Annotated in this window: 8 protein-coding genes; 7 read left to right on the top strand and 1 reads right to left on the bottom strand. The window is 50.5% G+C overall.

Annotated elements, in window-relative coordinates; genetic code table 11:
* The first annotated feature begins 2 nt into the window (after positions 1-2).
* From T433_RS0108060 to T433_RS0108095, 7 genes are all read left to right on the top strand, one after another.
* Entirely contained in the window at positions 3-3,956 is a 3,954-nt protein-coding gene (locus T433_RS0108060; RefSeq protein ID WP_027455455.1) for a hybrid sensor histidine kinase/response regulator transcription factor, read from the top strand.
* A gap of 164 nt (positions 3,957-4,120) precedes the next feature.
* Complete coding sequence (locus tag T433_RS0108065; protein ID WP_027455456.1) at positions 4,121-8,938, top strand: FIVAR domain-containing protein; 4,818 nt, start codon at positions 4,121-4,123, stop codon at positions 8,936-8,938.
* Positions 8,939-9,009: 71 nt separating this feature from the next.
* Positions 9,010-10,239, top strand: coding sequence for an anaerobic sulfatase-maturation protein (locus tag T433_RS0108070; RefSeq protein WP_027455457.1), 1,230 nt, complete (start codon positions 9,010-9,012; stop codon positions 10,237-10,239).
* Positions 10,240-10,416: 177 nt separating this feature from the next.
* On the top strand, positions 10,417-13,389 hold the full coding sequence (locus T433_RS15925; RefSeq protein ID WP_052357043.1) for a sulfatase-like hydrolase/transferase: 2,973 nt from the start codon (positions 10,417-10,419) through the stop codon (positions 13,387-13,389).
* Between the two features lie 47 nt (positions 13,390-13,436).
* Positions 13,437-18,233, top strand: coding sequence for a glycosyl hydrolase 115 family protein (locus tag T433_RS16225; RefSeq protein ID WP_081778419.1), 4,797 nt, complete (start codon positions 13,437-13,439; stop codon positions 18,231-18,233).
* Between the two features lie 258 nt (positions 18,234-18,491).
* A complete protein-coding gene (locus tag T433_RS14985) occupies positions 18,492-19,808 on the top strand; it encodes a glycoside hydrolase family 76 protein (RefSeq protein WP_052357044.1) in 1,317 nt (438 codons plus the stop codon).
* Positions 19,809-19,836: 28 nt separating this feature from the next.
* A complete protein-coding gene (locus T433_RS0108095) occupies positions 19,837-22,296 on the top strand; it encodes a glycosyl hydrolase 115 family protein (RefSeq protein WP_027455458.1) in 2,460 nt (819 codons plus the stop codon).
* Between the two features lie 25 nt (positions 22,297-22,321).
* Here T433_RS0108095 and T433_RS14990 read toward each other — a convergent pair whose 3' ends face one another.
* Entirely contained in the window at positions 22,322-23,347 is a 1,026-nt protein-coding gene (locus tag T433_RS14990; protein WP_044109486.1) for a glycoside hydrolase family 43 protein, read from the bottom strand.
* Positions 23,348-23,375: the final 28 nt, after the last annotated feature.

Below are 23,375 nucleotides of genomic sequence, written 5' to 3' on the forward strand. Positions count from 1 at the left end.
AAATGAATCTACGAAGACTATACCTTATATTATATATGGGGGGCCTGCTACTACACAACGTGCTGGCTCAGCCCATCAATGTGAATAGGTTCTCAACTTCAACGGGCCTATCGACCAATGCCACCCTTTGCGCACTGCGCGACAGCTACGGACTGCTGTGGATAGGCACGGAGAACGGTCTGAACTACTTCGACGGTATGCGTGTACACGTGTATCGCGACATGTTTATCAAGCAAAACCCCAACGAGACCAACACCATCATCTCTATCTTTGAACACGAGAAGAACATCTGGTTGGGCGGTACGGCAGGCCTGTACGTGCTGGACAGACAACAGAACAAGTACAACCGCTTTGAGAAGAAAACCCGCTATGGCGTTGTCATCAGTACCGCTGTGCCAAAGATGATCAACACCGACAATGGACTTATCTGGATAGCCACCCAGGGACAGGGTCTCTTCATCTACGACTCGAAGAAAGACAGTCTGTATCAGGACAGCCGACACGGCACCTTCTTCTGCGACATCGAGATGGACAGCGACGGTCTGATCTATGCGGCTACGTTCTCGGGCGAACTGGCCATCTACCGCAGCGACGGACAATTCCTGCGCTCGCACAAGGTGGAAGGTTATAAGGACGACAAGAACCCCATCAGCATGACGCGCTGCAACGGCCATCTCTGGCTGGGCTTCAACAATACGCTGAAGCAGCTCAGTCTGCACCACGAGAACGCAGGACAGCAATGGCAACTGTCACAGGTGGGCGGCATTCGCCATCTGACCTCTGATGCCAGCGGCCACATCCTGACGGCCTGCGAGAACGGCTTGTTCCGATTCTATCCCGAAAGCGGACACCTAGAACCTATCAATGCCAACAACACCCCCGGCTATCTGCTGAACAGCGACAACATCAACCACCTGGTGTGGGATGCCGACAGTTCGCTGATGGTACTGACCGAGACCGAAGGTATCAACATCCTGCCCACACAGAACCACGGCATCAGGATGCTGGAACTCCCACTCGCCACACAGCAGCACAGACAGATCAACATCAACGCGCTGTGTATGGGTGAGGGCAACGAAGTGTGGATAGCCTCCGACCACGAGCTGTTCCGATTGAACACCAGCACACGCGTGGTCAGCACCTACAGCCACGCACAGCTGCCTCAGGAGATCAGCAGCATCATGCTCGACGGCAAGAACCTCTGGATAGGTACGCGCCATCAGGGCATCCGCGTCATTGACACACAGAGCGGTGCTGTTCGCAATTTTACCTTCTCGAGTTCTGTACCCTACACCATTCCCAGCAACGAGATTAACAAGATATTCCGGGCAAAGAATGGTGATATCTACATTCTATCAAGCTGGGGACTTTCACACTATAATCGCCAGAACGACCACTTCCGCAGCTATGCCAGCATCAGCGCTATGACCCCCTTTGTTGCCATAGCCGAGACAGACAAAGGCTGGCTGTGGGCTTCGTCGGCCAACAAAGGCCTGTATAGAAAAGATCCCAAGAATGAGTGGTTTGACTTCTTCCAGTCAAACGCCATCGGTTTCCAGGCTGCCAACGTGATTCACTGCGACTCGCAGGGCGTGCTATGGCTGGCCACCAATGGCGGCGGCTTGTACAGAATGTTGCCCGATGCCAAGGACTTTGAACGCTACGACGTGGATGGTTCTGCCATTCACGGACTGGCCATCACCTTTATCGAGGAAGACAAACTGGGCAACCTGTGGATGGGTTCTACGGCAGGTATTGTGCGCATCACGCCTTCGCGCGACCTCCGCGACATCCAGCTCTATGCCACCATCCAGAACCAGGAGGCCAACGTGTCGTGCAACCCCAATTGTGGCTACATGCTCTTTGGCACCACCAACGGCCTGTTCAGTTTCGTGCCCCAACAGTTGAAGCCCGTGCTCGACCTGGAGCACGTCTATATCCAGAGCATCAACTTCCCCTATATCGACAACGACCAGGAAGAACTGCGCAGACTGGGACTCGACGTGCTGCTCTACACCAAGGAAAGCATCACGCTCCCCTACTCTGACAACAGCTTTACGCTGCACTTCGCCTCGTCACGCTTCTGCGGTATGCCTCCTGCCAAATACGAGTATATGCTGGAGGGTTTCGACAAGACCTGGGTGCGAGGCACCTCCAACTCGGAGGCCACCTATGCCAACCTGCCTCCAGGCGACTATGAGTTCCTGTTGAGACGCATGGGCGACAACAACGATCAGGAGATCGCCCGACTGAAGATTACCATCCTGCCACCATGGTATCGCACCACGCTGGCCTACATCTTCTATCTGCTGCTGATTGCCGGTTTCATCTATCACACCTTCATGCGCACGCAGCGCAGATTGAAGCGCCGCTATGCCCGACAGATGGAATCATTCAGAACCGAGCAGGAGAAGCAGACCTTCCAGTCGAAGATTCGCTTCTTCGTGGACCTGGTGCATGAGATTCGCACCCCGCTGACGCTGATCAGTCTGCCACTGGAGAAGATGCAAGAGAAGATAGACGGCGGCGAAGCCCTGGGCGGCAGCGAACTGAAAGAGCACCTCTCGTCGATACGTCGCAACATGAACTACCTGCTGGGCATCACCAACCAGCTGCTCGATTTCCAGAAGGCCGAGAATGGCGGCATCTCACTGATGCAGCAGAACGTGGATATCAAGAAGATGCTGACCGACATCTACAAGCAATTCTTCGATGCCGTGAAGGTGCAAGGCAAGCAGATACAGTTGCAACTGCCCGAAGAGGGCGTCACCACCGTGATAGATCTGGACAAGATGAAGAAGGTGATGATGAACATCGTGGGCAACGCCTTAAAATATACGAATCGGGAAATCATCCTGAAACTGGAGGTCAGCAACGATGAGAAGATCAAGATATCGGTGATAGACGATGGCTCGGGTGTTCCCACCGAGGAGCGCGACAAGATCTTCGACCGTTACTACCAGATAGGCAACGACAACATTGCCAGTTCGCTGGGCACCGGCCTGGGCCTGGCCTATGCCAAGATGCTGGCCGAGGCGCACCATGGCGACCTGCAGTATGAGGATGCCCCTGGCGGCGGTTCGTGCTTCATCATCACGCTGCCACTGGTGAGCAGCGATGAGCCATCTGTTGACACGGAAGACATCGCTCCCGTTGCCGAGGAGGCGAAAGAAGCGGCTGCCGCTCCCACAGCCAAGAAACACACCATCCTGCTGGTGGAAGACAACGAGGAACTGCTGAAGGCTACGGCCGACTCGCTGCGCCAGTGGTACAAGGTGGTGAAGGCCCACGACGGCGTAGAAGCCCTCGACATCCTGAACTATAGCGAGATAGATATCATCGTCAGCGACCTGATGATGCCACGCATGGACGGTATCGAACTGTGTCAGAACGTCAAGACCAACATCAACACCAGCCACCTGCCCCTCATCCTGCTGACGGCCAAGACCACCGTAGAGTCGAAGGTGGAAGGCATGGAGAGCGGTGCCGACATCTACATGGAGAAGCCTTTCGCCATCAAGCAGCTGCATCTGCAGATAGAAAATCTGCTGCGCCTGCGCCAGCAGTTCTACGAACGCATGAAGAGCATCGAAGGCTTCAACTCGTCATCCCTGCAAGACGACAGTCCGCTGGGCCTCAACCAGCAAGACATCCAGTTTGTGGAACGTCTGCAGAAGTCTGTTGCCGACAACATGCGCGACGAGGAATTCTCTATCGACACGCTGGCCGAACAACTGAACATGAGCCGAAGCAGCTTCTATCGTAAGATAAAAGCGCTGACTGGCATGACGCCGACAGACTATCTGAAGACATCGCGTATGAACCAGGCTGCCCTACTCCTGCGCGAAGGATGTCGCAGCAGTGAAGTGGCAGAACGCGTCGGTTTCTCGTCCACAAGCTACTTTGCAAAATGCTTTAAAGCGCAGTTTGGCATATTGCCCAAGGAGTTTTCATAGGCAAAAAAGGACACTGAATAGTTTTTTTTATTCTATGAATAGCATTTTTCGTTCTAAGAACGGGAAATGCTATATTTTTGCGCTTAAATTGAACCGAACCTAACAAAAAAACATAATTTTTATTATTGTTTTTCATTCATTATTATTAACCAAACTAAAAACTTATGAAACGAAAACTGACTTTCGTATTGGGGCTTTTGATAGCCTCACTGACAGGAAGCGTGTTTGCCCAATCGTTTGATGAACAGAAGACCTACTCCATCTGCAATCGAAACGATGCAAACATCTTCATGCAAGACAATGGCACTGGCAAAGTGGCCTTGGGTAGTTTCAACGACAACTCCTACTGGAAACTGATTGCCACTGGCAACGAGAACTGCTATTACGTTCAAAATGCTGTCACACAGAAGTACATGCAGAGCACGGCAGGCATTGAGGTAGAAGTCAACACTGGCGACACACCTGTAGAGATCAGCATCATTCTGTGTACTGATGAAGGTGAAGGGATGTACGGAATGGCTTCAACAGACCAGGCCACCTACGACTTCAAAAGCGGCACGATTGGTGCGAATTGGAAAGAAGGCGGCGTGGTACAGGGCTTTGCTGCCGTCAGCGGCACAAACCACCGTTCGTTCTGGAAAATCGTGGAGGCGGCAATGCCTGAGCCATCAACTGACCCAGACAACCTAAAATCGCTGACAGGTAATGACATCACCACCGGTTCCGATGTTTATCTTTTTAACATCGACAAGAATGTGTGGTTACAGAACAACGATAGGCTTACCTCTAATTGGACAACCCGTGCTGAGGTAGGTTCTCGAGGTCTTGATTTCAACCTAACTACCTCTAACGGTGCATGGATTATCAATCCTAAGTTCGGTTCTAATCACAGCGTGAATGCTGCCGATGACCTATATTACCTGGACACAACTCGTCCTGTATCATTTTGGTCCTTTACACCTACTACTATTGATGGTTATAAGAATGTCTATACTATCAATAGCGGTGATACAAAGTTGAGTGTTAACGATGATAAGAATCTTGTCGCCAATGGTAATGCACAAAATTGGCAACTATTTACCCGCGCTGAACGTCTGGCACAGTTAGAAACTGCTACTGAGCCCGTTGATGTTTCATGGCTAATTCAAAGTCCAGACTTCGCAAATGCCGACGAGCGTTTCAGTGCATGGGAAATCACCTTACCAATGGAAGGTGCCACAGCAAACCGCGTAGGCGATGCCTCTCCAAGCTACAACTGCAACCGTATGCTTGTAGTATCAAAAGCGCGCGGTGCTAGAGTTCTTCAGACCATTACTGGCATTCCCAATGGTTACTATGCACTTCAAGCACAAGGAGTTTACAGTCCCAGTGCTTTTGACATGGGTCCCACCAACCGTCGTCTATGGGAAACTGGCGAGCTGCCTATTGGTGCTCACTTATACATGAATGGTAAAACCATTGATCTTCCTTGTATTTATTCAGAATCGAAAACGGCTAACGAAAGCGGTTTCCAGAAATCCATTGACGGTAGAGATGGTGAGCCTACGAAATTCTTCCCTGGTGGCAACAACCAGGTGTCAAGAGATTTCTTTGACGGCTATTTCAAGACAGGTACCATTATGTTCAACGTGACCGACGGCCAGTTGACTATTGGTGTAACAGTAGACGATACAGAGTTAGACGGACAGGGGCGAGAATGGTTTGCTGTAGATAACTTCAAACTGGTTTACTGCGGTAAACTATCAGCAGCACTAAAATCTGCAATCAACAATGCAGAAGCATTCGACGCAACAACCACAACTACAGTTTTAGCAACAGAACTGTCTAAGGCGCTGAATGATGCTAAGGCAAAGCAAGACTCTGAGGACGTTGATGAAATCACAAATGCCACTAACACACTGAACGCAGCCCTGGATGCAGCAAAGGCTTTGAACATTGCTGTTCTGAAGGCCACCGTTACCCTAGCCGAGACCGAAGGTATTACAATACCTACAAGCGTTGAAGATTACATCGCTAATGGTACTTCCAATGACGACAGTCATCTTCGTTTGATACGCAACCTGCGCAAACTCAATGCTATCGAGAAGGTTGATATTTCCATGATTGAATGCTCTGAACCTGCCAACGAGGAAGCCGACTACTATTTATACAATGTTGGCGCAGGTATTTTCTTCAGCACTACAGCCGACTGGGGCACCCACATTGCACTTGACAATCCCGGCATGCTTATCCACTTCCGTCCTGATGGCGAATGGAGCGGTGCTGCAGGTCGCCCCGTATTCCACCTGAGTGGCAATGGTTGGAACGGCATGAACTGGAGCGAGGAATATTGGGACAAGAACGGAGAGAACAAACTGGCTTTTGTTCCTGTTGAAGGCAAAGAGAAGGTATATAACCTGTGTGAGTGGGACAACTATAACTGGCACTTCGTTTATGACCCCGCCGATGACGTTTGTGACGGCAACACACACTATTGGAACTCAGTACAGAAGCGTGATTGGAACCGCGATGACTACAAGGACAATCCTTATGCACAGTGGATGCTAGTATCACCTGATGCCTACAAGACCGCTATGATGAAGGCAAGTGCACAAAAGCCTTTGGACGTAACATTCCTAATCAACAACCCCAACTTCTCAAAGGCAAACGTAGATGGTGGTTGGACTCGCGGCTGGGAAGGCGTCGGAGGTCAAATGCGCGGTGCTGACCGCGAACCTTGGATGGTTATTGAGTGGTTTGAGAGCAGCGCAGACATGAGTCAGACCATTACAGGTCTTGCTCCTGGTAAATATATTGCTTCTTGTTATGGTTTCTATCGCGATGGTGATGCTAATAATGAAGCTGCAAAGGTTAAAGCTGGTGAGGAACTTGTAAAGAACGCATTCTTCTTCGCAAACGATCAGGAGATTGCACTGCCCAATGTAACTAGTGAGGCTGGAAAAATGCCTGGCGTTGGTGAGAAACGCGAGGGTGTCAATGGTGAGTTCGCATGCTGGCCTTGGCAGGCTAACGAATACTTCCAAACTGGTTTGTACAAGGTTTCCCTCCCCGTCGAAGTAGGCCAAGAGGGCACTTTGAGAATCGGCATAAAGAGCGAGTACAACAACGTAAATGGTAGCTGGGTTGTCGCTGGCAACTTCCGTCTTACTAGTCTGGGCAGCAGCATCGACCTGGGAGTTCTCCTGACAAGTCTGGGTAACGCAATCGCTGATGCTGAAGCATTCGACACAACAACCACAACGACAGCTCTGGCAACAGCACTAACTCAGGCTCTGAATGATGCTAAAACAAAGCTGATTTCACAGGATGCCGAAGAAATTGTAGCTGCTACTAATACTCTGAACGCAGCCCTGAATGTAGCCAAACTTGTGAACATTGAAGTTCTGAAGGCTACTGCTGATCTGGCTAAGACCGAAGTGGATGCTGACGCACTTGCTTCAGTTACTAAGTTCCTGAACGATGCCACCACAGCTGCTGAGACAGCTATTGCCGAGGCTACTACTGCTGGTGCTATTGAGCAGGCTCTCTACGACCTGAGCGCTGCTCGTAAGATCAACGCCCTGAGCACCACTGGTACTTACAAGGGCAGTGAGCCTAAGGCTGGCAAGGTTTACTTGTTCAACGTTGGTACCGGCATGTTCCTGGGCACTGGCTCCGACTGGAACACCCATGCTGCTGTTGACCAGGTAGGTATCGAGATTGAACTCGTTGACCTTGATAAACCTGAGACCAACAACTTCAAGTTCAAGACAGATCGCGGTGGCGGCTGGATGAATTACAAAGGCTATGTTGATACCCCCGCTCAGGACATCTGGCACTTCCTGCCTGTAGATGGCCAGGAGGGCGTTTACAATATCAGCTCTAACGGTCAGGACGGCTTCCTGTTGGGCTACAACCCCAACAAGGGTACTGATGGCAAGAAGTACTGGAGCAACATCGGCATCGATCAGACAGGTCTGGACAACCCAATGAACCAGTGGATCATTGTTACTCCTGCCGAGCGTACTGCCATGATCGAGGATGCCTCTGAGGAGAATCCCGTTGACGTGTCTTACCTGATTAAGAATGCCAGCCTGAACCGTCAGGACGGCTACGACATGTGGAACAAGCAGTGCACAGGCGGTAATGGCGGTGCTCGCGTTTCTACCACAACCGATGGTAATGGCGACCGTGCTGCCGACTACGCCTACGAGTTCTTCGAGCCAGAGAACTTCTCGTTCACACAGAGCCTCGAAGGTTTGAAGGCAGGTAAGTACGTGGTTGCTGTTCAGGGCTTCTTCCGCAATGGTAACGGCGATGCTCAGCGCGAGGCCTTCAATGCTGGTGAGGAAGCTGTTCAGCTGGCTTACCTGATGGCTAACGACGAGAAGGAGTTCCTGCCTAATATCACTGATGAGCTTGACCTCGTTCCTGCCTTGACCGATGTAATCAAGAGCGACAAGGGTGCATTCCCCAACATGCCAAACGCTGCTATCGAGTACTTCCAACATGGTGCTTACTGGACCACTGTTGAGGTAGAGGTTGAAGAAGATGGCAAGCTCACACTCGGTGTGAAGAAGGACGAGCGTCAGGAGATGGGCGACTGGACCGTTATCGATAACTTCCGCCTGATCTACATGGGCGAGATTGAGAAGGTTGACTCAGCCCTCTTGGCTGCAAAGGATAGTCTTGCTGCTCTGATTGCTACCGCTAAGGCTATTGACACTACTGGTAAGACCTCTGAGAGTGTTTCTGCTCTGAACACTGCTATCAGCGATGCCGAGACAGCGCTGGCTGCAGAGGATGCTACCGTTGAAAGTCTGACCACAGCTAAGACCAACCTGCAGACTGCCATCAACAACCTGGCAGACATCGTTGACGGCATCAACGTCATCGAGGCTGCTACGAAGGCTGGCAAGGTTTACAACACTCAGGGACAGAAGGTGAACAAGACCCAGAAGGGTGTTTACATCATCAATGGTAAGAAGACCGTTGTGAAGTAATTCATCTTTCATCCTAATACTAAAGGCCGTGCACCTTTTGTAGTGCACGGCCTTTCATACAAAAACAACACATGGCTACATTCGCACCCTTTGCTCGGCCATTATACGTAATGGCGAAACCTGCAGGCAGTCTTTGCAACTTGGCCTGTAAGTATTGTTACTATTTAGAGAAGAGTCAACTCTATGCTGACATACCGCAGAAAGAGCGTTTCAACATGGACGACCGCACATTGGAGACGTTTATCCGCCAATATATAGAGTCGCAGACACAGCCTCAAGTACTGTTCACTTGGCATGGCGGTGAGCCTCTGATGCGCCCCATCAGTTTCTATAAGCGTGTGTTGGAACTCCAGAAAAGGTATGCTCGCGGACGTATCATCGAGAACTGTCTACAAACCAACGGCACGCTGCTTACCGACGAGTGGTGCGAGTTCTTCCGTGCCAACAACTGGCTCATCGGCATTTCTATTGACGGACCTCAGGATTTACATGATGAATATCGCCGGGCACGCGGCGGACAGCCCTCGTTCTACAAGGTGATGCGCGGCATCCGACTGTTGCAGAAGCACGGGGTGGAATGGAATGCGATGGGTGTGGTCAACGACTATAATGCTGACTACCCACTCGACGTCTATCACTTTTACAAAGAGAACGGATGCCAATACATCCAATTTGCCCCCATCATCGAAAGAATTCTGCCTCATGAAGACGGACGACACCTTGCTCATGTGGCCGACAAGGAAGAAGCGCAATTGGCCGACTTCTCTGTCACGCCAGAGCAATATGCCCACTTCTGTTGTACCATCTTCAACGAGTGGGTGCGCAACGATGTGGGAAAAGTATTCGTTCAGCTCTTTGACTCCACACTGGCCCGCTGGGTTGGCGAGGCCCCCGGTGTGTGTGCTATGGCAGAGACATGCGGCCACGCTTCCGTGCTCGAAACCAATGGCGACCTCTACTCATGCGACCATTTTGTATTTCCTGAATACAAGTTGGGTAACATACGCCATCAGACCATCACTGAGATGATGTATAGTGAACGGCAGATGAAGTTTGGAAGAGCTAAGCGCAGCGGATTGCCACAGCAATGTTTGTCATGCAAATGGCTTTTTGCCTGCAATGGCGGTTGTCCGAAAGACCGTTTCTGCAAGACAACCAGTGGAGAGCCAGGCCTCAACTATATGTGCAAAGCCTTTCAACAGTTCTTTAATCACGTAGAACCATATATGGATTTCATGAAACAAGAACTGCAGAATCAGCGCCCGCCTGCCAACGTCATGGAATGGGCCAGAAAGCAATGAAAAAATAAAAAAATCTAATCATCGCAGAAAACTATCCGTTCAAAATCATCTTGAACGGATAGTTTTCTTTTATGCCCTTACACCATTTCTTTTTATTTATTGTAACTTTGTTGGCACCAATAGCAAGTAAGAGACATTAGAAGAAACCTTTCTTAATAATAACTTATCCTAACAATCATGACACAACTAAACGCTAAGAAAATGCTGATGTCGGCAACAGCCGCATTACCAGCATTAGTACCAGCCCAAGCACAACAACCTGAGAGACCCAACATCATGCTCATCGTGGTAGATGACATGGGCTACTCTGATTTGGAATGCTTTGGCGGTGAAGTACAATCACCAAATCTTAACAGTCTTGCTGAGAACGGCATCCGTTTTACGCAGTTTTTTAACTCGGGACGCAGCTGTCCTTCACGCGCCCAACTGCTGACTGGCCGCTATGCACAGACTGTAGGCATCACAGGGATGGGGCAAAGCCTGACAAAGGACTGTGTGACTATACCAGAAGTGCTGCGAGAGGCTGGCTACCACACCGGCATGAGCGGAAAGTGGCATCTTTCGCTGACTCAAGGTATTGGCAACAACACCGACCAAATGGCGTGGCTGTCACACCAAAACACATTCAACAATCGCCCTTTTGCACCTATCGACACATACCCATGCAATCGTGGCTTCGACCAGCACTGGGGTACAATCTGGGGTGTCACAGACCACTTTGACCCATTCTCACTGGTACACAACGAAGAGCCACTTTTCACCGATAGTATTCCCAGCAATTTCTACTATGCCGACTATGTGGCCGACAAAGCCATTGACATGATGGACGAAATGACAGCCGATGGTAAGCCATTCTTCATGTATGTGGCTTTCCAAGAGCCCCACTGGCCTGTACAGGCAAAACCACAGGACATTGAGAAATATAAAGGCGTATATGACGATGGATGGGATGTCCTGCGCCAACGTCGTTATAAAAAGATGATAGAGCTGGGCATCGTTGACCCGGAAGAAACACCAGAGGCAAGCAACGCATCCGGACGTGCCTGGGAAAATGAGAGCAACAAGGCCTTCCAAGCAGCCAACATGGAGGTTCATGCCGCCATGGTGGATTGTGTTGACCAAAACATCGGACGCATCATCAACGAACTGAAACGCCGTAACATCTACGACAACACGCTGATTATTTTCTGTTCAGACAATGGTGCTTCCAGCGAGAACTACACCATTGGCGACTTCGACCGTCATGACCGCACACGCTCTGGCGAGAAGGTGGTTCACAACTCGCCAACACCTGGCAGCCAGCTGACCTACAACTATCTGCACAACGGATGGGCAGGCGCAATCAATGCTCCCTTCCGCTATTGGAAGACAACCCAATTCCACGGAGGAACCGCTACACCTGCCATCATCCACTGGCCTGCTGGTATCAGCAAAGCCAAAGAAGGCACCATCAATCGTGAGCCATGCCATTTCCTGGACATTATGCCAACGTGTATAGAACTGGCAAATGCCACCTACCCCACCACTTATCATGGTAACGCCATCAAGCCCCTTTGTGAGGAGAGTCGTTCTATACTGCCTCTGCTTCAGGGCGAGGGTGTGTGGAATGGCGAGCGTGTGCTCTTCTGGGAACACGAAGGCGGAAAGGCCGTACGCAAAGGCGATTGGCGCCTTACAGCACTCAAAGGGGCCGGTTGGCAGCTGTTTAACTTGAAAAACGACTATGCCGAGACCAACAATGTGGCTGCGGAATATCCTGAGAAAGTGCGTGAGCTAAAAACTCTTTGGAACAACTGGGCAAAAAGTGTAGGCCTCAGCATTTCTGAAGACATCGAGGACACAGCCAAGGAGCTCATCTTCTACTATGACTTCAACGACAACACGGATGATGCCTCAAAGCATCACTACGAGTTGACCCCATCAAACGAAGGCTTTAGCTATGTGGAAGGTGTCAAAGGGAAAGGCATTGAGCTTAATGGAAATGCCCAGTATCTAGACTTCAACACCAGCGGCATCGTTGAAACAAAAAACACCCAGACCACATTTTGTGCCTGGGTGTACAACGAGCGGAGCGATGCGCCAAGTTCAGGCAATCAGGACGGAGGCTTTTACTTTCGTGACCAGGTAATTCTGGCGCAGAAAGATCATGCAGGTACTGGTCGCATCTACCTCTATAGTAGAGCAGAAACACCGGTCAACGGTGGTGATGCGCGTTTTTTTTACAACAACTTCCTTGGAGCCCAACAAAACCATGCCAACTACGGCTCGCTGGTGCCTGGAGAATGGCAGCACGTAGCCGTGGTCTGCAATCCTGTTGACCTCAGCGTCACATATTATATTAATGGTGTTCGCGACTGCACAGTACCTGCTCCTCAGTTTGAGGCTTGCACCGGCGGTTTCCGTATTGGTGGCCACAAAGCCAACAAGGATTATTTTCAAGGTAAGCTCGACGAAGTCTATTTTTTCAAAGGCATCCTCTCTGCCGACGAAATACGCGAGGTAATGGCTGGCACTATCGACCTAAAGAAGTATGAAGACGGTAATATTAATCCTCAGCCATCCGAAGATTGGGTGCTGAATGGCAAATACTTTACCATCCGTAACTTCAGCAACAATGCGCCCGCCTATATGAAGGACACGACAGGCCCCAACGACTATGTGCTTTGCGGTGACGAGGTTGACGAGAATACCTATTGGACTTTTGAGAAAACAGACAATAAGAACTGTTATTACGTAAAGAATGCTACCACGGCCCGATACATTCAAGGCTATACTGCCACAACAGAGCAACCAGTAGTGCTCGGTGAGGAAAAGGCCGAATACCATGTCACAGCACCATCGGCAGAAGACGGACGCTACGGCTTTGCATACACAGGTAATGCTCCCTACGACTTCAGTGCTGGCACCATCGGTCTCAACCTTAGAGGCGAGAGTAATCAGGCTGAATGCTGGGTACAGACATTTGCTGCCGTCAACGGCACCAACCATCGTTCGTTTTGGACCCTCGACGAGATTGATGCAACCACTGTTGGCATCAACAGCATCAAAGCCAAAGCACCCAAACAGATATTCGATTTGCAAGGTCGCCGGCTTAATAATACCGTTCACTCAGGCATGTACATCGTTAACGGGAAGAAAGTAATCAAATAATTGATATTATAGTCTAAATACCTATTATTATTTATTTCTCAAGTAACATGAATACAAGAAATATTGTTTTAGCCATACTAACACTATGCATACCCATCCTTGGAGGTGGACTGGCAGCAAAAAAAGTTGCCGACAACCCCACGGAGATACGGAAAATTAAAACCTTTCGCGAGTATAAGACGAAAAACGGAACCAGTCTCACCATTAACAACAAAGCTTATAGTGAGCCAGACATATACTACACAGAAAATGGAGACGGGACTTACGATGCCATACGTCTTACGGTTACACCTATTGAAGTACCGGCAGAGATGACTGCGCCATATCTGAATCAGGCTACCGACCATAGCATCCTGGTATGTTGGAAGACGAAGGCTATCAATAACAACTCAATTGTCAAGTATGGAACAGATGCGAATCATCTTGACAAGCAAGTCTCTTCTTCTGCACGTCAGATTGCTACCAGCTATTATTGGTATAATGCCCAGATAGAGGGCCTATCTCCCAACACCGTCTATTATTATCAGGTTATCTGTGGTGAGAAAAGTAGCGAAATACACCACTTTCGCACCATGCCTGAAGCTACGAGTCTAAAACCCTTCCGTATTCTAATGATTGGCGACCATCAGCGCAACGAGCGTTCAGACTATGAATGGCTGATACGTATGGCGGCACGTAAGGCGCAACAGAAGTGGGGTAAAGAGAACCTCGAAGATAATGTAAGCATGATTATGAACGTTGGAGATCAGGTTGACTCTGGCTCCATTAGACAATATGAGTTTACACATCTATATAAGTCACGTGAGGTAATGTCAAAATTGCCCATCATGACCTGTGTGGGCAATCACGAACTGTTTAAAGACCCAGAGTTGAAACTTTACGATGGTCACTATGCTTCGTATGGCAACATGGACTATCAGGGCATTAAGAGTTATACAGCCTTTTATTATGCCTATCAGGCAGGTCCTGTACTTTTCATTGTATTGAACACAGATGGTGTGTCTGAACAACAGAAGCAATGGGCAAAACGTGTCGTCGAAGCAGCAGACAAGGATGCAAGCGTGCGTTTCATCATCAGTGTGCAGCATCGCCCCCTCTATGCTGAACAATGGGCAAGCGACACCAATCCTTGGATGACTAATGAAATCATGCCAATCCTCTCTTCTTCTAAGAAGCACGTACTGAACTGTGCAGGACATCATCATCTCTATGCACGCGGACAGATGCAAGAATGGCCTGTTTACCATATGATTACTGGTGGCGGTGTGGGTACATCAGCTCAAGACTATGAACAGTTGTGGGGAAAAACACCCGACAATCGCAACCGTGATGAAGTACAGAAAACCATTGATCAATGGACATATCAACTCATGGAGTTCAACCCTTCAAACGATGAAGTGACCATAGAGACCTATTCTATTGGCAACTCACGCCTGGCTCTCGACAATGTACTCATTGATCGTTTTAGTCGCAAGCTCTCACAAACAGACAAACCTGCTACACCTTCGCTCTACTTATCTTCAACTGAAGTGACACTACCAGCCACTATTCAGCAACAAGCTACTGTTGAAGGTCTGCACAGCAGTGAATACCAGATAGCACGCGATGCAAAATTTACCGATATTGTTTATCAGCGTACCCTTCTATTCGAAGACTATTACGATGTAGACAATACTTTTATGCCAAAGAATGTGCGCAATGGCCAGCCAGTCACCACTCTTGAATTAGCGAAGAAAGACCTTCCTTCTGGCCATTTCTTCATGCGATGTCGCAACCGTTCTATGAATCTTGACTGGAGCGATTATTCCGAGTCAAAGGTTATCGACGTGAGCGGCTCGACAGCCCCACAATTGATTCTTGACAACCCAAAATACGAACCGGGAGCAACCATTAATATCAACTATCAAAATGCTCCTGTAGGCACTCAAGCTTGGATTGGCATTTATCTGAAGGGGCAACAGCCTGGTCCTGGCACGCCATCGTATGCCTGGCAGTACACAGCAAACAACAATGGAACAATACAATTCAACATTGAAGACGTCAACGACTACTATGCCGTGCTTTTCGCAGACAACGGCTACACAGAGATAAGTCCACGTGTCACCTTCTCTGTCAAGAACGCAATAGAAGGGCTGACCCTGGCCAAAGGCAACGTCACCATTATTGTTCCTGAAGAGGAATGTAGCCAAGTCAAACTAGCTGTCGAAGCCTTACAGCGTGACTTCGAAAAAGTGTTAGGTTTCAGGCCCGAGATTGCATCGACCGCAGGCCAAACGAGCGGTGTAGAACTCTTAGTAGCCAACATGAGCACCAAAGGTGTTGAACAGCTATTGCCCGAAGCAAAGGAAACTGACGGCTACGAATCGCACCGCGTCTATGCCGATGCAGCCAACCATCGCATTGTGATGCAGGGCGCCGACATGCGAGGCACTATTTATGCCATCTACACACTGAGTGAGAAGATTCTGGGAGTACCCCCACTATGGTATTGGTGCGACTGGAAACCTGAGCAACAAACTCAAATAGAGGTTTCAGATGATTTAGATTACTATGTGTCATCACCTACGGTTCGCTACCGTGCCTGGTTTCCTAACGATGAAGACTTGTTTGTGCCCTGGCGCCGACTGAGCACAGACAATAACGAGCGCTGGCTGGAAACCATGCTCCGACTGAAACTGAACACGGTGGAATACACAGCCACCGTAACCACCAATGGCACGCTGAATAGCGAGGCCATGCTCTACAAGAAATACGGACTGGTGCTAACGTCACACCACATGGTAGCGCTAAACAATAGTTTTGCCAACTGGGATGCCTACTGGCAACAGGTCAGGAAGACAACGCCTCCTGCTCTTTCTGTCAACGACATGGCATCGTTGCGTGAGTTCTGGCAGTACAACATCAACTCGGTGATGAACAGCGGTGTAGAGAACCTTTGGCAGGTGGCCTTCCGAGGAAAGACCGACCAGCCTTTCTGGTCTGTCTTTACTGATGCGCCCTCTTCAGACGCTGAGCGCGGTGCTGTCATCAATCGAATGGTGAAAGAACAATACGACATGATTTGTCAGGCAACTGGCGAGGCGAACCCCTTTGTACGCATGACGTTCTATGACGAGATATCGTCGCTGCTAGCTGCCGGTCATCTGCAACCGCCCACAGCCACCAACATGTTGTGGACGTTTGTTGCAGGCCGACGTGACCACTATCCCTATGATGACCTGGTGAACTGGACCAACGTGAACAACGTGAAACTGGGCTACTACATGAACCTGCAGTTCTACTCCACCGGTGCCCACTTGGCTCCTGCCGAAGGACCTTGGAAGATGGAAGACAACTATCGCTACGTACAAAGCAAGGGTCCACTGACTTTCAGTGTAGTCAATGCAGGCAACGTTCGTGAATTCTTGATGGAGATGAGTGCCAATGCAGCCATGATGTGGAACTCCAATGACTACAACACAAATGACTTCATGCGTCAGTTCTGTGCGCAATACTTTGGAGAAGAACATGCCGATGAAATAGCACAACTCTACCACGACTATTACTATGCTTACTGGAACCCCAAGAAGAGCGACTTCCCTGGGGGGTTCGACCGTCAGTATGTGTTTCAGGACTTGCGCCACTCACAGGTTATCAAGCAGATCAACAACACATGGAACACATTTAAGTCGAACCCATTTACAGAGATTGGATACGAGAGTGTGGCAGGACGCACATTCCGCATCGAAGGACGCAACCCTGTGGACAGCGTCTTGGCTGGCATGAGTCGCGAGATGGAAGCCTTTGCCGAGGTGGCACGCCGCTGTGAGGCCATACAGAGTGAGTTGCCTGCCAACTGCCAGACATTCTTTTACGATCATCTCTCGGCCTATGCTCACTATATGAAGAACCTAAGCACAGCCGTATATCATTTCGTCTATGCTTATAAGAACAAAGAGGATCGCTATAGCCATCTGGCCACCTCATATGAAGCGATGAAAGCAGCGAAAGCCGCACTGATAGCATCACAACACGGTGTGTTCAGCAACTGGTACGACACCGATGACAAGTTTGAGATGGATGCTCGCATAGAAGCCATTCGTGGTCGCATGGCCGAGGCTGAAGACCTGACGCTCACCGAACAACTCATTGAAAACTACGACTTTGAATACAATAGCAACTGCCAGCTGAATGCCAAAGGCAATATCGGCCGAGGCATTCCCTGCAACTGGTTGTCGAAAGGTGAATTGAAAAAAGGAGCAAACGGACTTGATTCCTATGGTGTGAACCAAGATGCCACCAACCTGCACGGCAACAACGTATGCTGGATTAACTCTGTGCCCATGCCCGACGAGTTCTGGCTCTATCAGACCATTCCTGCATCGAAGTTGGAACCCGGTGAATATCTTGTTGCATGCAAGCTATGGGTAGAATCGAACAAGAAAACCAACTGCCGTCTCTTCGCCAACCAGAACGTTCAATACTACGGCACTGCGGCAGACTACACCAACCTACTCACAGAAGGAGAAATCAACACTTACGCCGGCTATGCAGGTGGCAGTTCATCGAATGTTGTTCTGCGCGACATGGAGGTGAAGGTCAACGTCAAAGCTGGAGAAGACCTGACCATTGGCATTAAAACAGGCAACAAGCGAAACAACGGCGAACGTTCGACCAGCGATAATGCAGGTTGGTTCAAGGTGGACTTCTTTCGTATTCACCATCTGACGGGAACAGACAACCTCAACCACACACTTACAACCACTAAACAAGAAAACAAAATCTATTCTCTGACAGGACAACATCTGTCGCAGCCAAATAAGGGCATTAACATCATCAATCATAAGAAAGTGATGATTAAATAAAGAAAAGAACCTCAATCTAGCTGACGAAATCAGCTAAAACAACAAATCAGCGAAGCCCATATGTTTTTGATAGGCATACGGGCTTCGTTTTTGCATGAATTATTAGTGGGATGATAATAGATAGTATTTATAAATCCATTGACGAAAGCTAAAAATCAGGAAATTATGGCTATAATTGATTTTATCTTTGTATCTTTGCACTCAGATACAGTGGTACCTGTAATGTAATAATGACTATAATAAAACCAAATATTTATAATGAAAAAAGCTTTTTTAGCTATTGCATTTCTTTCGACAGCATTAGTTTCACTAAACGCGCAAACAAACACACTGGCAAAACTGATTGAGCGAGACTACTCCGGACGTTCGGACTCTCTGCTCAACACGTTTACAGGACAATTTCTGAATAGGGCTTCCGGTATCTTCTATGCGATTCCGACCAGCAACCCCAATGCCAGAAACGAATCTGCAACTCTCTACTGGCAGCAGGCTCATGCTTTGGATCCCATCATCTACGCCTACCAGCGCATCAAGGACACCGATGTCACCAGGGCCAGGTTCTACAAGCAGACCATGCAACGCTGGTATCAAAACCATGCCAACAACTGGTACTTCAAGCAAGGTGACGCCACGGGCTTCTACAACACGTTTACCGACGATATGTGCTGGATCTGCCTGACACTGATTCACATCAGCGAAGCACTTGAAGACGACACCTATGCCGACACCGCCCGCACCATTTTCGACAACTATATCCTGCCACGCGGTTCGTGGAACGACGGCTACTTCAGTTTGCCCTGGAAGGACGACGGCTCCGGCCCCAACGCCTGCACCAATGCGCCCGGCAGTTTGGTGGCATCCAAGCTCTACGAGCGCTATAACGAGAGTACCTATCTGGAGGCTGCCAAAAACATCTATGCCTATCAGGCCAACGAGATGAGACAGCACCTGAACAACGACGGACGCGTGGAGGAGCCGCCTCTCACCTACACTCAGGGTACTTTCGGAGAAGCTGCGCGCTACCTCTATCACCTCACGGGTCAGACGGAATATAAGAATATGGCCTCAAAGGTGCTTTACTATGCCATCAACAACGGTCGTTGCACCTACCAGGGACTGCTGCGCGACGAGGGCAACAGCTTGGACCAAAGCATTTTTAAAGCGGTGCTGATACCATATCTGGTGAACTTCGTGCTCGACGACAAGATGAGCGCCACCTACAAGAGACCCATTGTCAACTTCCTGCAGAAGAATGCCAACGCGCTGTGGAGCAACCTCAACCTCGAGGCCTACCCCAAGACTTTCTGTAGCTACTACTGGGGCGAGGCATTCAATGAAGAGACGACACCCTCGATGGGTGCTATGGCCAGCGGCGTGTCGCTCATGGAGAACACGGCACGCATGGCATTGGCGCTGACTGGCACTGCCAACAGCATCGACGATGTGCTGCAGCCAGACACGAACCAGTCCGAACAGCTGTATAATGCTGCCGGACAGCCCCTGAAACACATGCAAAAGGGACTGAACATCAAGAAGCAACAGGACGGTAGCACGAAGAAGGTGTTTAAGAGATAAAACACAATATGACATAAAAACCTAACAAATGAGAACAAAAACTATTCTTTTTGCACTGCTGACGCTGGCACCCATGTCTATGAGTGCCCAACAAAGCATCAGCATCTGCGAACAACCCTCGGCCGGAAGCATGACACTGGTCAACGACATGTTCAAGACCAGCATTGCCGTGGCCGACAACGATGCCGAGGTCGTCAAGACCGTAGCCCACTGTCTGGCCAACGACATGGAGTTGGTCAGCGGCAAGCGCCCCGATGTGACCAACACCCTGACGCAGGCTGCCCTGCCTATCATTGCCGGCACGGTGGGCCAGTCGGCCTTCATCGACCAACTGGTGAGCGAAGGCAAGATCGACGTGAGCGACATCTGTGGCAAGTGGGAGGTATTCACCATTCAGATGACCAAGCACCCACAGGCACTCGTGGTGGCTGGTTCCACCCCTCGTGGCACCGCCTACGGTCTGTTTGAACTCTCGCGCCAGATGGGCGTGTCGCCCTATGTGTGGTGGGCCGATGTGGCACCCGCGAAGAAAGCAGCCCTCTACGTCAACGGCGAGAAGACGGTGTCGAAAGAGCCCTCGGTGAAGTATCGCGGCATCTTCATCAACGACGAAGACTTCGCCCTGTTTCCCTGGGCCGCCAAGGGCATCGACAAGAAGTACAACAACATTGGTCCTAACACCTATGCCCGCGTCATGGAACTGCTGTTGCGCCTGCGTGCCAACACGCTGTGGCCCGCCATGCACCTGTGTTCGGAAGCCTTCTGGGCCAACAAGGACAACCTGCCCGTGGCGCGCAAGTACGACATCATGCTTGGCTCCAGCCACTGCGAACAGATGTTGCGCGACAATGAGTGGGAGTGGCGCCATGCCCCCTGGAACGGCAACAACGAGGACTGGAACTACGTAACAAACACCAAGAAGATACAGCAGTATTGGGAGGAGCGCGTGGCCGAGAGTGCCGACTATGATGGCATGTACACCCTGGGCATGCGCGGTGTGCACGACTGGGGCATCTCGGGCTATCCCTCTACAGAGGACAAGGTGCGCGGACTCACCGACATCATCGGTTATCAGCGCGACCTGCTGGCAAAATACTTCGACGATGTGACCAAGGTGCCACAGCTCTTTATTCCTTATAAGGAGGTGCTCGACGCCTACAACGCCGGTTTGCAGGTGCCTGAGGATGTGACCCTCTGTTGGGTGGACGACAACCACGGCTACATCCGCCAGTTGCCCAAACCTGCCGAACAGGCCCGCTCGGGCGGTAATGGCGTGTACTACCACGTATCCTACTGGGGCACACCTGCCGACTATCTGTGGATTGCCTCCCACTCGCCCTCGCTGATGAGCTATGAGCTGTCGCGCGCCTACGACCAGGGCATCCGCACACTGTGGGTGATCAACGTGGGCGACATCAAGCCTGCCGAGATGGAACTGGAGTTCTGCATGGACCTGGCTTGGGACATCGACCAATGGACACCCGAGAAGGCCATCGGCTATAATCGCGCCTGGGCCGAGCGCACCTTTGGCGCTGCCTATGCCGACCAGATTGCTGCCATCAAAAAGGCCTACTACCATCTGGCAGCAGGCGGTAAGCCCGAACATGTGCACATGATCAAGTACTCGGACGACGACATGGAGCGCCGCATCAGCAGTTATGCGATGCTAGCTCAGCAGGTGGACAACCTGAAGCCACAGATTCCCGCCGAGCTGCAGGATGCCTTCTATCAGCTCATCGAATATCCGGTGAAGGGCGCCTGGCAGATGAACGTCAAGACTTTCCGTGCCGCACAAAGCCTGCAAATGGCCAAGCTGGGACAGAAGGAACTGGCACTGAAATATGCAGACGAGGCGCATCGTGCCTACAACACCATCCTGGCGCTGACCGACAAGTACAACAACGACATCGCCGGCGGCAAATGGAAAGGCATGATGAACTGCAAGCCACGCAACCAGAAGCAGTTTGACATGCCTGCTACGGCTACGGCAGAGAATATCAGCAAGAACAAAGGCACGCTGACAAAAGACGAGGTAGTGATTATCCCTGCCACCCGCTACATTGCGGCAAGTCCCGCGGTGAAGACACTGGAAGGTGTGGGCATCAACGAGGCCAGCATCACCGTGTGGCCCCTCGACATGAAGGCCTATAAGGACACAGAGGTGGCGCAGGCGCCCTATGCCGACTATGAGATACCGGTGAAGGCAGGACGCAACACCATCGAGGTGCGCTGTCTGTCTAACTTCCCCATCAACACCGACTACGACCTGCGCATAGCCCTATCTACCGACGGGGCCATGACCAACATCCAGTCGCTGAAGACCATCGCGATGAAAGACAAGTGGCACACCACCGTAGCCCAGGGCTACAACGATGCCACGGTAACACTTGATAGCAAGGAAGCAAAGACCATCAAACTGCGCGTCAGCATGATGGATCCGGGTGTTGTGATCAGCGAGATTCGCAACACGGTGACAGCAAAGGAATAAGGAAAAAGAAAAAATGTCCGCAGAATTAGGGCTGTCCGAACTCGGGCAGTCCTTCTTCATTGAACATCAGGGTCTTCAGACGTACGTCACGATGGTCATGACGGTTGGAGTCACACCAACGGCTCTCATAAAGCATGTAGTTGGTCTTTCCATCGTCTGAGGGGAACACACAGATATCAGAGGACTGCCAATAAAGACAGGTGTCCTTCTGCGAACAAAACAGAGGTTCCTCCATCTTGGTCCACGAAGCAGGGTCGAGCAGATCGGCATCGGTGCGGGCATAAAGCATGCCCAGCGAGTGATAGACCGTCCAGATGCCGCTGGCCGAATAGCACACGCAGATATAGCGGCCATCGGGGGTTACAAAGGCTTCGGGATTCTCGTTCACATAGATGGGATAGTTGGACCGCAGGCCATCGGGATTGATCCACTGGCGCTCCCACTCATACTCGGGTTCAGAAAGCATCACACGCTCTGAGCTCAGCGTCCAGGGGTTCTCCATGCGTGCCATGTAGATGCACTGGGTCTCGGTCTCCTTGCGGCGGTGGGGCCAGCCCGACCACAGCAGATACTGCTGGCCGCGCACCATCACCGAGGTGGGGTGCAAGCCGAAGTTCCACTCTTCGTTGGTCACGATGGCACCCTTCAGTTCGAACTTGCCCTTCATGGGGTCGGCAGCACTGTTTTCCAGCACATAGAGCTGGTGATAGTCGGTGTTACCGCCGTCGGCCTCGAAGTATATATACCATTTATTATTAATATGGTGTATCTCGGGCGACCAGATGTGCTGCATCGAGTCGGCATGCCACACACACTGACGCTCACCCTGGGCCAGCGTCTCGGGACTGTCAGACTTCCACAGGATGATACTGTCTGCAGAAGGAATCTGCATGGTATAATAATAATGATGATCCGCAACGGCGACCTGAGGATAGTAGCCGGCAGAGAAGACCAACTTGGAACTTCCATTGTCAAGGTTCTCTGACTGCTTACATCCAATCAAGGTGCCTAGTAAACACAGGACACCAATCAGAGAGTATATAGCTTTCATGCGTTATAATCCGTTTTTATTGCTCGGC

It is taken from the genome of Xylanibacter brevis ATCC 19188 (genome assembly GCF_000621725.1).
GTDB classification, from domain to species: Bacteria; Bacteroidota; Bacteroidia; order Bacteroidales; family Bacteroidaceae; genus Prevotella; species Prevotella brevis.

Coding starts and splice junctions, on each gene's coding strand:
- T433_RS14990 (WP_044109486.1), bottom strand. CDS start 23,347: ATGAAAGCTATATACTCTCTGATTGGTGTCCTGTGTTTACTAGGCACC.
- T433_RS0108070 (WP_027455457.1), top strand. CDS start 9,010: ATGGCTACATTCGCACCCTTTGCTCGGCCATTATACGTAATGGCGAAA.
- T433_RS0108065 (WP_027455456.1), top strand. CDS start 4,121: ATGAAACGAAAACTGACTTTCGTATTGGGGCTTTTGATAGCCTCACTG.
- T433_RS14985 (WP_052357044.1), top strand. CDS start 18,492: ATGAAAAAAGCTTTTTTAGCTATTGCATTTCTTTCGACAGCATTAGTT.
- T433_RS0108060 (WP_027455455.1), top strand. CDS start 3: ATGAATCTACGAAGACTATACCTTATATTATATATGGGGGGCCTGCTA.
- T433_RS16225 (WP_081778419.1), top strand. CDS start 13,437: ATGAATACAAGAAATATTGTTTTAGCCATACTAACACTATGCATACCC.
- T433_RS0108095 (WP_027455458.1), top strand. CDS start 19,837: ATGAGAACAAAAACTATTCTTTTTGCACTGCTGACGCTGGCACCCATG.
- T433_RS15925 (WP_052357043.1), top strand. CDS start 10,417: ATGACACAACTAAACGCTAAGAAAATGCTGATGTCGGCAACAGCCGCA.